Source organism: Aquabacterium sp., from assembly GCF_049274795.1.
GTDB lineage: Bacteria > Pseudomonadota > Gammaproteobacteria > Burkholderiales > Burkholderiaceae_C > Aquabacterium.
Genome location: NZ_JBASTH010000092.1, coordinates 1 through 13,700, shown reverse-complemented (window position 1 = coordinate 13,700; position 13,700 = coordinate 1). Strand labels below are relative to the sequence as shown.

Annotated in this window: 15 protein-coding genes; 4 read left to right on the top strand and 11 right to left on the bottom strand. The window is 66.3% G+C overall.

Features of this window, described 5'->3' with window-relative positions; translation table 11 throughout:
• Positions 1-5 precede the first annotated feature (5 nt).
• Positions 6-410, top strand: a complete 405-nt coding sequence (mscL, locus tag WAQ08_RS15195) for a large conductance mechanosensitive channel protein MscL (protein WP_422192601.1) — start codon at positions 6-8, stop codon at positions 408-410.
• 503 nt (positions 411-913) lie between these two features.
• Here the strand turns inward: mscL and WAQ08_RS15190 are convergent.
• The 11 genes from WAQ08_RS15190 to WAQ08_RS15140 all read right to left on the bottom strand — a co-directional run bounded on the left by WAQ08_RS15190 (position 914) and on the right by WAQ08_RS15140 (position 10,727).
• On the bottom strand, positions 914-1,096 hold the full coding sequence (locus tag WAQ08_RS15190) for a CsbD family protein (protein WP_422192599.1): 183 nt from the start codon (positions 1,094-1,096) through the stop codon (positions 914-916).
• Between the two features lie 164 nt (positions 1,097-1,260).
• On the bottom strand, positions 1,261-2,655 hold the full coding sequence (locus WAQ08_RS15185; RefSeq protein ID WP_422192597.1) for an amidohydrolase family protein: 1,395 nt from the start codon (positions 2,653-2,655) through the stop codon (positions 1,261-1,263).
• 22 nt (positions 2,656-2,677) lie between these two features.
• A complete protein-coding gene (locus tag WAQ08_RS15180) occupies positions 2,678-3,475 on the bottom strand; it encodes an ABC transporter permease (RefSeq protein WP_422192596.1) in 798 nt (265 codons plus the stop codon).
• A complete protein-coding gene (locus tag WAQ08_RS15175) occupies positions 3,472-4,242 on the bottom strand; it encodes an ABC transporter ATP-binding protein (protein WP_422192595.1) in 771 nt (256 codons plus the stop codon). The genes WAQ08_RS15180 and WAQ08_RS15175 overlap by 4 nt, the downstream gene beginning before the upstream one ends.
• Positions 4,217-5,155, bottom strand: coding sequence for an isopenicillin N synthase family dioxygenase (locus WAQ08_RS15170; RefSeq protein WP_422192593.1), 939 nt, complete (start codon positions 5,153-5,155; stop codon positions 4,217-4,219). Before WAQ08_RS15170 ends, WAQ08_RS15175 begins: the two co-directional genes overlap by 26 nt.
• 44 nt (positions 5,156-5,199) lie before the next feature.
• Entirely contained in the window at positions 5,200-6,225 is a 1,026-nt protein-coding gene (locus tag WAQ08_RS15165; protein WP_422192592.1) for an ABC transporter substrate-binding protein, read from the bottom strand.
• A 68-nt stretch (positions 6,226-6,293) separates the two neighbouring features.
• A complete protein-coding gene (locus WAQ08_RS15160; RefSeq protein WP_422192591.1) occupies positions 6,294-6,899 on the bottom strand; it encodes an NAD(P)H-dependent oxidoreductase in 606 nt (201 codons plus the stop codon).
• Positions 6,900-7,081: 182 nt separating this feature from the next.
• Positions 7,082-7,855, bottom strand: coding sequence for an ABC transporter permease (locus tag WAQ08_RS15155; RefSeq protein ID WP_422192589.1), 774 nt, complete (start codon positions 7,853-7,855; stop codon positions 7,082-7,084).
• Entirely contained in the window at positions 7,852-8,691 is an 840-nt protein-coding gene (locus WAQ08_RS15150; protein ID WP_422192588.1) for an ABC transporter ATP-binding protein, read from the bottom strand. The genes WAQ08_RS15155 and WAQ08_RS15150 overlap by 4 nt, the downstream gene beginning before the upstream one ends.
• Before the next feature lie 77 nt (positions 8,692-8,768).
• Entirely contained in the window at positions 8,769-9,821 is a 1,053-nt protein-coding gene (locus WAQ08_RS15145; protein WP_422192587.1) for an ABC transporter substrate-binding protein, read from the bottom strand.
• Between the two features lie 102 nt (positions 9,822-9,923).
• A complete protein-coding gene (locus WAQ08_RS15140) occupies positions 9,924-10,727 on the bottom strand; it encodes a sulfite exporter TauE/SafE family protein (RefSeq protein ID WP_422192585.1) in 804 nt (267 codons plus the stop codon).
• Positions 10,728-10,826: 99 nt separating this feature from the next.
• Between WAQ08_RS15140 and WAQ08_RS15135 the strand changes: the two genes are divergently transcribed.
• From WAQ08_RS15135 to WAQ08_RS15125, 3 genes are all read left to right on the top strand, one after another.
• Complete coding sequence (locus WAQ08_RS15135; RefSeq protein ID WP_422192584.1) at positions 10,827-11,732, top strand: LysR family transcriptional regulator; 906 nt, start codon at positions 10,827-10,829, stop codon at positions 11,730-11,732.
• A 38-nt stretch (positions 11,733-11,770) separates the two neighbouring features.
• Entirely contained in the window at positions 11,771-12,613 is an 843-nt protein-coding gene (asd, locus tag WAQ08_RS15130; RefSeq protein WP_422192582.1) for an archaetidylserine decarboxylase, read from the top strand.
• A gap of 156 nt (positions 12,614-12,769) precedes the next feature.
• Positions 12,770-13,700 (top strand): c-type heme family protein (locus WAQ08_RS15125; RefSeq protein ID WP_422192581.1); only part of this gene is annotated, 931 nt, incomplete at its 3' end.

Genomic DNA, 13,700 nt, shown 5'->3' with positions numbered 1-13,700 from the left:
TCGCCATGCATTTCTGGAGAGATTTTCGCAAGTTCGTGACCCGCGGCAACCTGGTGGACCTGGCTGTGGGTTTCACCGTGGGCGCGGCCTTCACGACCATCGCGCGCAGCCTGGTGGACGACATCATCATGCCGCCTGTGGGCCTGCTGATGGGGCGCACCGACTTCAAGGATTTCTTCGTGGTGCTGAGAGAAGGGCCTAGCGCTGCCGGCCCGTATCTCACGCTTGCGCAAGCCAAGGCGGCTGGTGCGGTGACCTTGAACTACGGCATGTTCATCAACGCGATGCTGGCCCACCATGTTGGTGGGCCTGGCGATGTTCATCGTGAGTCGGCTGATGAGCCGGGCGGAGGCGCAGATGGATGCGCATTTCCAGGAGCCACTGCCACCACCGGGCGAGCCTTCCGATAAGAAGTGCCCTTACTGCCGAAGCATCATCCCGATCAAGGCGTGCCGTTGTCCGAATTGCACCTCGCATCTGACGGTACCTGATCAGCCGGACAACCCCGTGCCAACACCTGATGGCAGCAACGAGAGCAAGGACAGGCAACCTGCGTGAAGGGCGACGCGATGGCATCGGCGCCTTTCGGGCACAGAACGCAAGGAGGCCCGCTGGGGTGCTGCTCGCAAGCAGTTCCTCAGCGAGCCTGAAGGTCACCGCGTTGAAGCGGTGGCCTGCGGGGCGCGTCGCAGTCAGCACACCTAGAGGGTGTCCGGCTCGACCGGCTCCTGCACCGGCTCTCCGTCGGAGGGTCTGTGGAGGGGAGTCGGGGTATCTTCCGGATCCGTCATGGGCGGCGTGCCGTGCACCGGGTTGGGGTGCGGCGGCGCATCCGGCGGGTTGGGCGGGGCGGCGAAAACGCCTGATATGGTCAAGTGGTCTCGCATCGCCCTCGCTCCATCAACGGTTGTGATCAACGGTCGATCTTCTTGGCGACGGAATTCTTCGCGTCGCCGTAGTTGGCCTGGGCCTTGCCCTTGGCCTGCTGGGCGATGCCCTTGGCCTGCAGCTTGGAGTTGTCGGTGGCGTCGCCCGCCGCTTCCTTGGCCTTGCCAACAGCCTGGTGCATACGGCCCTTCACTTGGTCTTTGTTCATGATCTTGCTCCTTTTGTCATCGGGTGGGAAGACATGGATTGCTGTATCCATGGCTCCTACTGTGCGCCTGGCTGCGGGGCGTGTCAGTCGGCCCGTGCCGATTGATGTGTAAGGGGCTGATGGCATGAGTGCGTCAGGGTTTTGAGCCACATCTGGCCGCGCGTTCAGGCCATTGCCTTCTGCATGTGGCGCACGGCTTCATCGGCCTGGGCGTGAAGCTTCTCCATGTCCAGTCCGGGGATCACGCCTTCATCGACCACCAGCCTGCCCGCGCACAGCACATGGCTGGGCCGTGCGGCACCACAAGCCACGGGGGCCACGGCGGGATCGTGCAGGCCCCACTGCCGCGGATCGTTCAAGGGCAGCACGACCAGGTCGGCGGCCTGGCCCGGTGCCAGCGTGCCCACGCCTTGCAGGCCCAGCACCTGTGCGCCGCCGGCCGTGCCCATGCGGATGACCTCATCGGTGCTGAGCGCGCCTGGGCCCTTGACGGCACGGTGCACCATCCAGGCGGTGTGCGCTTCGTGGAACATGTCGGCGGCTTCGTTGGAGGCCGCGCCGTCCACGGCCAGCGAAACGCGGCCACCGGCGCGCATCAGCTCGGGCGCGGGCGCCACGCCGGAGCCCAGGCGGCCATTGCTTTGCGGGCAGTGGGCCATGCCGGTGCCGGTCTCGGCCAGCGTCTGGATCTCTTGGGGCGTGAGGTGCACCAGGTGGGCGTACCAGACGTCTTCGCCCAGCCAGTCGTGGCGGTCGACGAACTCCACCGGCGAGCAACCGTGCACCTCGCGGCAGTAAGTGACGTACTCCACCGTTTCGCTGAGGTGGCTGTGCAGGCGGATGCCCAGGCGGCGGGCCTCCTGGGCCATGGGCTTGAGGTGCTCCACCGGCACGGACCAAGTGGGCGTGGTCGGCGCGCTCACCACCTGACGCATGGGCCTTGGGCCCGCTTGATGGTAGCGATGCACATCGCGCTCCACGGCGGTGAAGAACTGCTCCAGCGTTTCGGGGCGCACCTGCGGCGGCGGGTTCACATCGATGGCGCGCACGATGGTCTGCCCGCCCCGGCACAGCACGAAGCGCAGGCCCAGGGCTTCGGCCTCGTCGAACACGGCGGCCGAGGCATCGAAGGGCATGCCCGGGTAGTAGTGGTACTGGTGGTCGGCCACGGTGGTGCAGCCCGACAGCAGCAGCTCGACCATGCCGAGGCGTGCGGCCACGCGCATCACCTCGTCGTGGTCGAAGTGGCGGCGATAAGCCACGGGCACGGCGCTGAGCCAGCCCATCAGCCCTTCGTTGATGCCGGCCGGGATGCCCTTGAGCAGGCTCTGGAACAGGTGGTGGTGGGTGTTGACCCAGCCGGGCATGACCACGCTGCCGCTGGCGTCGATCACGCGCTCGCCGGGTTGGGGCTCAAGCGTGCCGATGGCCTCGATCACGTCGCCGCGCACGCGCATGTCGGCGCCATGCGTGGCCACGTCGTGGCGCATGGCGTCACCGGGCAGGCCGGTGAGGATGGCGCGGGCGTTGCGGATCAGGATGGAAGAAGGTGTCGTCATGTCGAATGGCATCAAGGTTCGGTCAGCGGCTCATCTCACTCTCGTGCCAGCCGCCCAGCGCCCAGCGCGAGATGGCCGACAGCACGGCGAACACGCCCACGCCGGTGACCGAGATCAGCACCAGGGCTGCGAACAGACGCGGGATGTTGAGCTGGTAGCCCGATTGCAGGATCTGGTAGGCCAGGCCCGTGCCCGTGCCGCCGGTGCCGGCCACGAACTCTGCCACCACGGCGCCGATCAGCGCCAGGCCGCCGGAGATGCGCAGCCCAGCGAAAAAGTAAGGCAGGGCCGAAGGGATGCGCAGGCGCACCAGAGTCTGCCAGCGCGAGGCGCGTTGCAGCTTGAAGTAGGCTGCCAGGCCCGGGTTAACGCTGCGCAAGCCCACCGTGGTGTTGCTGATGATGGGGAACAGCGCGACCAGCGTGGCGCAGACCACCAGCGAGGCGGTGGGGTCCTTCACCCAGATGATGATCAGCGGGGCGATGGCCACGACCGGTGTCACCTGCAGCAGCACGGCGTAGGGAAAGAAGGCCGATTCGATCCAGCGGCTCTGCACGAAGGCGAAGGCCACCAGCGAGCCCAGCACCACCGACACCAGGAAGGCCAGCACGGTGATCTTGACGGTGACCCACAGCGAACCGCTGAGCAGCGCCCAGTCGGCCACCAGCGTCTTGGCGATGGCCCGGGGTGAGGGCACCAGGTAGGCGGGCACGTCGGCGACGACCGTCCAGCCTTGCCACAGGCCCAGCAGCACGGCGGCCACGAGCAGTGGCAGCAGCCATTGCAACGCGCGCTCGTTCCTGATCAGCGGGGTGCTCATGCGTGGGCCTCCGACAGACTGTGCTGCAGATGGCGCACCAGCTCGTTGAAGCGCGGGCTGGTGCGGTAATCGTCGTCGCGCGGGATGCTGGGGTCGATGGCGATGTCTTCCACCACGCGACCGGGGCGGGCGGCCATCACGATCACGCGGGTGGACAGGAACACGGCCTCGCTGATGCTGTGCGTCACGAACACCACCGTGAGGCCCTGGCGGCGCCACAGATCCAGCAGGTCGGTGTCCAGCTTGTTGCGGGTGAACTCATCCAACGCACCGAACGGCTCGTCCATCAGCAGCAGCTTGGGTTGCGTGACCAGGCCGCGCGCGATGGACACGCGCATCTGCATGCCGCCTGACAGTTCACGCGGGCGGTGCTTGCCGAAGGCGCCCAGGCCGACCATCTCCAGCGCCTGGGCCACGCGCGGCGCGGCCTCGGCCTTGGGCACACCGGCCAGGTCCAGCGGCAGTCGCACATTGGCCTCCACCGTGGACCAGGGCATCAGGGTGGCCTCCTGGAAGACGAAGGACAGTTGATGATCGGCGTTGGCATCCTGCACGGGCTTGCGCGAGAGCAGGATGCGGCCATCGCTGGGCTCCAGCAGGCCCGCGACCATCTTGAGCAGCGTGCTCTTGCCGCAGCCCGAAGGGCCCAGCAGGGTCACGAACTCGCCGGGCTGGATCGCCAGCGACACCGGTGTCAGCGCGCGGGTGCCGTTGGGGTAGACCTGTTCGGCCGACAGGACTTCAATGGCTGGCACGGGTGCGTTCATACATCTCGATGATGTGCTGGCCCGCCGTGGTGGGCGGGTAGCGGGGGGGATTGGCATCGCTGAAGCAGCCGGGCAGGGCACTGACCTCGGCGTGGTAGTCGATGTCGAAGAAGTAGGCGATGGAATAGCGCTCGCGCCCCTGCGGGTTGAAGACGCGGTGCGGCGTGGAGCGGTAGCGGTCGTTGGTCCAGCGGGCCATCATGTCGCCCAGGTTGACCACGAAGCTACCCTCCACGGGCGGCGCGTCGAACCAGCTGCCATCGGCCGCCTGCACCTGCAGGCCACCGGCATCGTCCTGCGCGAGCAGGGTCACGCTGCCCCAGTCGGTGTGCGCGCCGCAGCCGATCTGGCCGGGCAGCAGCGCCTCCGAAGGCGGCTGCTCGGGGTAGTGCAGCAGGCGCAGCACGGGCATCGGATCGAGCAGGTAGCGCTCGAAGTGGTCGGGCGCCAGGCCCAGCCCTGCGGCCATCAGCGAGAGCAGTCGGTGAGACAGCGCATTGAGCGCCTGCTCGTAGGCCTGCACAGCCTGCTTGAAGCCATCGACCAGCGCTTCATCGGGCCACTGGTTGGCGCCCTGGTTCGGCGTGCCGGCTTTGACCAAAGGATCGTCTTCGCCCCGGTCCACGCCCAGGTAGAAGCTTTCCTTCAGATCGCCCGGCTGGCCCGGCTCCAGCGCCTGCCACCCGATGGGGTCGAAGCCTCGGTGGATGCCGCTGCGCTCGATGTGCCAGCGGGCCTTCTCAGGCTCGCTCAGCGCGAAAAAGCGCTGCGCCGCGTCGAACATGGCCGCGCGCAGGGCCGGGTCCACGCCGTGGCCCACGAGGTAGAAGAACCCGCGGTCACGGCAGGCCTGGTCGATGCGCTCGGCCAGGCCCTCGGTCTGGCGCAGGTCGATGATGGGCAGGCTGTGCATGGTGTGTTGCTCTCGGCTGTGTCGTCGCTCAAGTGCTCAGGCCATCAAGGCATCACCTTGAGGTCCTTGACGAACTGGGTGGTGTAGGTCTTCTTCAGGTCGACCTTGCTCGGGTCGACCAGCTTGTTGGCCACCATCATGTCGAAGGTGGTCTTCATGCGCTCGTCGGTCACGATGCCGATGCCCAGCTTGGCCGCGTCGCCGCCGAAGACCATGCCCTCGGACTTCATCTTGCTGATGCCATTGGCGATCAGGTCGTCCGTCATGTTGGGGTTGTCCTTCTTGATGAGCGCATTGCCTGGGGCCGGATCGGCGCTCAGGTAGCTCTTCCAGCCTTCCATCGAGGCCTTCACGAAGGCTGCGACGATCTTCGGCTTGTTCTTGACCGTGTCGGCCGCGCAGACCACGGTGGTGGCGTACGGAGGCCAGCCCAGGTCGGACAGCAGGAACACACTTGGCTTGATCTTGCCTTCCTTCTCGATGCTGTAGGGCTCGGAGGCCAGGTAGCCTTGCTGTGCGATGTCCTTGTCGGCCAGGAAGGGCTGGATGTTGAAGGTGTAGGGGCGCACCTGGCTGTCGGTGAAGCCGTACTTGCTCTTCACCCAGGGCCAGTAGGTGACCAGGCCGGCGCTGCCGACCAGGATGGTCTTGCCCTTGAGATCTTCGAACTTCTTAACCTGCGGGTGCGCGATGATGACGGCCGGATCCTTCTGGAAGGCGGCGGCCACGGTGACGGCGGGGATGCCTTGCTCCCAGGCCTTGATGGTCTGCACGTCGTAACCCATGATGCAGTCGGCCTGGCCGGCTACCAGCAGCTGCATCAGGTTCACCTGTGGGCCGCCCATCTTGATCGTCACGTCCAGGCCGGCCTTGCCGTACAAGCCCGTGGCCTGCGCCTGGTAGAAGCCGCCGTGCTCGGCCTGCGCGTACCAGTTGGTCAGGAAGGTGAACTTGTCGGCCGCCTGCGCGGGCAGGGCCGATGCCAGCACGGCGGCGCTCGCCGCGGCGGACAGGGCCAGCTTGGTGAATTGGCTCAGCTTGCTCAGCGACAGGGTTTTGCATCGGGTCATCGTCAAGGCTCCGGTGGGGTGAAGTCGGGGTTGAGGGTGAGGGGTGAAATCGAAGGGTCTGCGCGCGCTCATGCCAGCCGGCCAAGGCAGGCCTGCACCCGCGTGAGGAAACGGTGGCGTTGCTTGCGCGTGGTGTGGTTCATCGAATGCAGTTGCAGCCATTGCGCACAGCAGCGGCGGGCGAACAGGGGGCGCAGGCCGCGCATGAAGAGGCTGCGGCCCGGATCGCCAATCACACGCAGCCACCACCACGGCGAGCCCGAGGTGGTGATGCCGACGAAATGGCGGATGTTGTCCAGGCAGCCTCGGATCGGGCGCAGCGGGTGCCCGCCCAGGCGAAAGGCCACGCCGGGCAGCATCACGCGGTCCAGCCAGCCCTTGAGGATGGCGGGCGGGCCGTACATCCAGGTGGGGTAGACCACAACCAGCGCATCGGCCCATTGCAGCGGCTCGACGTGTGCGTTCAGCGCGTCGATGTTGACCTGCGTGTCGCCCAGGTAGGTGAGCTTCTCGGCCGCGCCCAGCACGGGGTCGAAGCTCAACTTGTACAGGTCCAGATCCCGCACCTCGTGCCCGGCCGCGCGCAACGTGTCCAGCGCGGCCTGGTGCAGCGCGGCGTTGAAGCTGTGCGGATCCGATTGCTGCTGTGGCTGAAAGCCGGGCAAGGCGTTCATGGCGGCGTGTGCGTTCTTGACATGGCGGCCCTGCCGCGCGGTGGCGGCAGAACCTTTGGGGGCCATCTCAAGAGCAATTTCCGGTCAGTGGCACCGGGGAGGTGCCGCTGGTGAACGCTTCTACTCTTGCCTGTTGATCAATGCAAACTGCGGGCCAGCTTGTTGATCTTCGTCAAACTCGATCAGTGACCTTGGCTGCCGCGGTGCGCCCACGCCGTGGTGCGCTTCTCGACCACCGAGAACAGCTCGTACATCACCATCGCCATCGCACCGACGACGACCAGGCCCGCGAAGGCCAGCGCCATCTGCATGGACGAGCCGGCGCTGATCAGCAGGTAGCCGATGCCTTCGTTGGCGGCTGTCATTTCCGACACGGTGGTGCCGACGAAGGCCAGCGTGATCGCTACCTTGAGCGAGCCGTAGAAGTAGGGCATGGAGCGGGGCAGGCCCACCTTGACCAGCACGTCCCAGCGCTTGGCGCCCAGCACGCGCAGCACGTCTTCCAGCTCGGGCTCCAGCGTGGCCAGGCCCGTGGCGATGTTCACCGTGATCGGGAAGAAGCTGATCAAAAAGGCCGTGAGCACGGCCGGCCCCACGCCGATGCCGACCCACACCACCAGGATGGGGATGAAGGCCGCCTTGGGCAATGCGTTGAACGCTGTCATCAAGGGGTAGATGGCCGCGTAGGCCGCGCGCGAACTGCCGATCAAAAAGCCCAGCAGCACGCCCACGACGATGGAGATGCCGAAGCCCAGCATCGTCACCCAGAAGGTGCGCCAAGCGTGCCGCAGGATCTCGTCGCGGAACTCCAGGAACTGGTGCGCGATGCGACTGGGGCTGGGGAAGAGGTACTCGGGCACATCGAAGGCCATGCAGATGAACTGCCATACCAGCAGCACCGCGGCCAGCAGCACCCAGGGCGACCAGCGTTCGAGTTGTTTCTGGCTGAGCTTCATTGGGCGATGTCCGTCGTGCTGTTGGAAGGGGCCGCGAGGTTGGTGGGCTTGCGCAGCGCGCCGATGTGGCCGCGCAGCTCGTGCACGATGCCGGTGAACTCGGGGGTGTAGGTCACCTCCAGGTCACGCGGGCGCGGCAGTTCGATCTCGCGCTGTGCCACGATGCGGCCGGGGCTGCGGCTCATCACGTACACGGTGTCGGCCAGGAACACGGCCTCGCGCAGGTCGTGCGTCACCAGGATCACGTTGAACTTTTGCGCGGCCTGCAGGTCGCGCAGGGCGCACCAAAGTTCTTCACGCGTGAAGGCGTCGAGCGCGCCAAAGGGCTCGTCCAGCAGCAGCATCTTGGGCTCGTGGATCAGCGCGCGGCAGATGCTGGCGCGCTGCTGCATGCCGCCCGAGAGCTGCCACGGGAACTTGTCCTCGTAGCCGCCCAGGCCCACGCTCTGCAGCAGGGCGCGGGCCTTGGCCTCGTACTCCTTGCGCTTGGCCTTGAAGGTGGAGCGGTAGGGCTCCACGATCTCCAGCGGCAGCATCACGTTGCTGACGACCGTGCGCCACGGCAGCAGCGATGGGGCCTGGAAGGCCATGCCGGTGATCTTGAGCGGGCCGTCCACGTGCTTGCCATCGATGAGGATGTGTCCCTTGGACGGCATCTTCAAGCCGGTGGTCAGTTTCATGAAGGTGGACTTGCCGCAGCCCGAAGGCCCGACGATGGCGATGAACTCGCCCTCGGCCATCTTCAGGCTGATGTCCTCGACGGCGAACTGGCCGTTGGCCAACAACTCGTCGTTGTAGGCCAGCCAGACGTTCTGGAAATCGACGAAGGTGCTCATCGGTGGGGGACCTCGTTCGTGTTGCGCATGAAAGGGGTGGTCAGCGGGGATCGTTGTTGTCGTTATTCAGGCGCTGATCACTTCTTGGGCAGCACGTCCAGGTCGGCAGCCGAGGGCAGGTAGGCCGGCGCCCACACGGCTTCGGGGTTCACGCGGGTCTTGGTGTTGAAGGCATCGCCCACCTGCGAGGCCATCAGCGACAGGCGCGGCAGTTTGACCTGGCCGAAACCTTCGGCGCGTGCATCGGGGCTGTTGACCACGTCGTTGATGGCCATCTTCAGGCGGCGCTGTTCCAGCTTGACGTTGATGATGCCGTCGCGGGCCTTGACGCTGTCGATGGCAGCGTCGGGGTTGGCCAGCACGTCCTTGGCGCCCTTGGCGAAGGCCTTCAGGAAGGCCTTGACCGCATCGGGGTTCTCTTTCAGGAACTTGGGCGAGGCGATGATCACGTTGCCGTAGACCTTCACGCCGTACTGGGCGTAGGGCAGCACGACCACGTCCTCGGCCTTCACGCCACGGGCTTCCAGGTTCAGCAGCGAGGTGAAGGTGAAGCCGGTGATGGCGTCCACGTCACCGCGCACCAGCATGGTTTCGCGCAGGGGCGGGTCCATGCTGATCCAGCTCACGCCGCCCAGCTTGTTGGCCTTGGCGAAGATGGGCCAGGACTTGCGGCCCGAATCGAACACCGGGGCCCCCAGCTTCTTGCCGACCAGATCGGCCGGGGTCTTCAGCCCCGACTTCTTGAGCATGAAGGCGGCGGCTGGCGTGTTGTTGTAGACCATCATGATGGCCACGGGCTTGTTGGGCACGTCCGGGTTGTTGGCGTGGAACTCCATCAGGGCGGCCAGGTCGGCGAAGCCCATGTCGTAGGTGCCCGAGGCCACACGGGTGACGGTGCCGCCCGAGCCATTGCCGGCGTCGATGGTCACGTCCAGGCCAGCCTGCTTGAAGTAGCCCTTGGCCGCGGGCTGCAGGAACAGGGCGGAGGGGCCTTCGAAACGCCAGTCCAACTGGAACTTGATGGGGGTGTCGGCGCGCACCATGGTGGGGCTTGCGATGCCCAGAGTCAGTGCGGCAGCGGAGAGAACGGTGCTGAGCAGGGTGCGGCGGGTGGACTTCATCACGGTCATGTCGAGAGGCTCCAGGGGGTAAAACTGTATACAGTTCTGTGTGCAGCAAGAAGCGTGCACACCCCGCCAAACCTCTCGCCGCCAGGCTGAGAAATCAGGTCATCAACCGCCTTGTGAGGTCAGCAAAGGCCCGATCAGTAGCCACAGGGCGGTGGCCAGCAGCATCCACGCGAAGGCCGCGCGCAGCTTGGCCTCCGGCAGGCGATGGGCCAGTGCCACGCCGGAGGACACGGTGAACATGCCCGCGACGGCCAACGGCAGCCCCATCGACCAATCCACCTGGTGCGCGGTGGCGTAGGTGCTGAGCGCGATGACCGAACTGGGTGCCACCAGGGCCAGGGCAAAACTCTGCGCCACAGCCTGGCGTTGGCCGAACCAACTGGTGAAGATGGGCGTGGCCACCAGCCCGCCGCCGATGCCCAGCAAGCCCATGCTGCTGCCCCCCACCAAGCCAACCAGGGGCAGGTAACGCTGGGGCACGCGGGATGCACCACTTTCGGGATTTGATGCGTCGGTTTGGTGCTTTGAGGCGTGCAGGCTCCAGAGCAGATTCACCGACAGGCCCAGCAGGAACAGGCTGAACAGTTGCCGCAGCCATTGCGGCGGCATGCGCGTGGCCAAGTGCGCCACCACCCAGGTGGTGGCTGCGGCGATCAGGCCCAGTGCCAGTGCGCGCTGCCAGGGCACGGGCTGGCGCCGGTTGTAGCGCCACCAGCCGATCAGCAGGTTGGGCACCATCATCACCAGCGCCGTGCCTTGCGCCATGGGCTGGTCCATGCCGAAGGCCAGCACCAGCAGCGGGATGGCGATGATGCCGCCCCCGATGCCGAACAAGCCGCCGAAGAAGCCCAACGCCGCGCCCAGCCCCAGTGCGGGTACCAGGTGGATGAAGGGCAGGGTCATCATGGGCTGCATCTTCATTGATGACTTGTGATTCATCAATGGTTATGAAATCATTTGATTCATTACTTGAATGCATCAATTGGCGGACCAACGCCTGCCCTCATGAGCGACGCCCACGATCTGGCTTTCTTTGAACTGCTGGCCCGCCATCCCAGCCTGGCTTCGGCCGCGCCGGAACTGGGGGTGACGCCGCCCGCCGTGAGCCGCCGCCTGGCCGCACTGGAAAACCGCCTGGGGGTGCGCCTGCTGCACCGTACCACCCGGCGGCTGAGCCTCACGCCAGAAGGGGAACGCTATCTGGAAGAAGGCAGCCGCATCCTGCGAGAAATCGACCAATTGGAGCGCTCGCTGGCAGCCAGCCGTGAGCAGCCCCGCGGGCTGCTGCGCATCAACGCCACCTTCGGCTTCGGGCGCCGCCACCTGGCGCCGGCCATCTCCGATTTTGCGTGGCGCTATCCGGAGGTCGAGGTGGTGCTGGAACTCACCGACAAGCCGCTGGACCTGGTGGCCCACGCCATGGACATCGGCATCCGCTTCGGCGAACCGCCCGATCGGCGGGTGCTCGCGCGCAAGATTGTCAGCAACCGCCGCCTGCTGTGTGCCGCGCCTGCTTATCTGGCCGCGCATGGCGAGCCGGCCACGCCGCGTGATCTGGTGGAGCACCGCTGCATCGTGATCCGCGAGAACACCAGTGCCTTTAACAACTGGCAGTTGTCAGACGGGCGCGAGCAGACCAGCGTGAAGGTGCGCGGCCCGCTCAGCACCAACCACGGTGAGGTGGCGGTGGACTGGGCCACGGCCGGGCACGGCATCTTGCTGCGTTCGGAATGGGACATCGCGCCCATGCTGAAGGCGGGGCAGTTGCACCAGGTGTTGCCGCAGTGGGCCGATGTGTCAGCCGACATCCATGCGCTGTACCCGCAGCGCCATCACTTGTCGGCCAAGGTGCACGTGTTCATCGACTTCCTGGCCGATCGCTTCGCTGCCTACAGGGCCACCGCCCCCTAGCTAGAATGGCGCCCTTCGCAATCATCCGGGGTGCGCCTGTGTCTGACCGTCTTTTCGTGCTGTCGCAATACGTCCTGCCCAAGCAGGCCCTGACGGCCCTGGCGGGCAAGGCCGCATCGGCCAAGGGTGGTGCGCTGACCACGGCGGTGATCCGCTGGTTCGTCAAGCGCTATAACGTGAACATGGCCGAGGCGGCCAACCCGGACATCAGCGTCTATCCCACCTTCAACGAGTTCTTCACGCGGCCCTTGAAGGCTGGCGCGCGCCCCATCGCCAATGCGGAGCTGATCTGCCCGGTCGATGGCGCCATCAGCCAGTTCGGCCGGATCGAGCGCGACCAGATCTTCCAGGCCAAGGGCCACAGCTACAGCACGACCGCATTGGTGGGCGGTGACGGCACGCTGGCCAAGCAGTTCGAGAACGGCCATTTCGCCACCATCTACCTGAGCCCGCGCGATTACCACCGCATCCACATGCCCTGTGATGGGCGTCTGCTGCGCATGATCTATGTGCCGGGCGATCTGTTCTCTGTGAACCCGGCCACGGCGCGCGGCGTGCCCGGCCTGTTCGCGCGCAATGAGCGCGTGGTCTGCGTGTTCGAGGGGCCGAACGGGCCCTTCGTGCTGACCTTGGTAGGCGCCACGATCGTGGGCAGCATGGGCACGGTGTGGCATGGCGTGGTCAACCCGCCGCGTTCGCGCGAGGTGCGTGAGTGGCGCTACGACGATCAGCAGATCGTGCTGCGCAAGGGGGAAGAGATGGGGCGCTTCCTGCTCGGCTCCACCGTGGTGCTGCTCTTCCCGCAGGGGCCGCTGGCCTTCAATCCGGGCTGGCAGCCCGCCGGCGCCGTGCGCCTGGGTGAGGAAATGGCGCGCATTTGATCGGTTGCGATTAAGGGTATCCCCCGGGATGTGGGGGGTGGGGTCATTTGTCCTCAATTATGGGCAGATGGGCGGAGATAATTCCCGCCACATGAGATTCACCCGCCGCTGACAGGGCCCTGAGGCACGCGCAGCGGTCCCCGAAAAGGTTTTGCCGTGCCACGCCTGTCTGGATTCCTGGTTCTTCTGCTGTCCGCGATCCTGGTGTTGGCCTTGGGCACGGGGGCCTGGTGGTCGGCGGAATCCCTGGTGGTGTCCCGCACCGTCAGTGAAGGCCGCACCGTGGCCGACATGGCCGAGAACGTGGGCCGCTGGGCCTCGCAGTACGGCGGCGTGCATGTGCGCACCGAAGGGGCCAAGGCGGCCTTGCCCGGCACCTTCCTGACACGCTCGGTCTACGCCATGAGCAATGGCGATGCCGCTTTCCTGCAAGGGGCCCGCGCTGAAGAGAAGGACGCGCCCAAGCTGTCTGAAAAGGAAGTGATGCAGCGCGTGGAGGCCTACCACTGGAAGAACCCCGCGCTGATCCAGCGCGAGCTGGCCGATGTGCTGCTGGCAGCCGGCAGCAAGGCCCAGTACCGCCTGACCGCGCGCACCGTGCTCAACGAAAGCAATGCGCCCAATGCCTTCGAGCTGGAAGCCCTGACGGCGATGCAGGCTTCGGCCGGGCGCCAGACCGCGGCCAGTGCCGCGCGCGTGGCGCACCAGTCGGCCAGCCAGGCCACTTCGCAAGGTGCTGGCGAGCCGCTGGAGTACTGGAAGGTGGAGGGCGGGCGCCTGCTGTATGCACGTGCCGTGATCGCCCAGAAGAGCTGCTTGAAGTGCCATGACTCGGCCGCTAAGGCGCCCGAGTTCCTGCGCGTGAACAACCAGTTCAACGGCGGCGGTGGCTTCGGCTACGTGACGGGCAAGCCCGCCGGCGTGATCAGCGTGACCGTGCCCGTGCCTGACACCTACACCCTGCTGAGCGATGGCCTGCCGGGCAAGGCCTGGCTGGCATTTGCCGGTGCGGCGCTGGCCGGGCTGGGCGTGGTGGGCCTGACGCTGCGCGGCATGTTCAGGCGCCGTGCGGACGATGGCGGGGCGC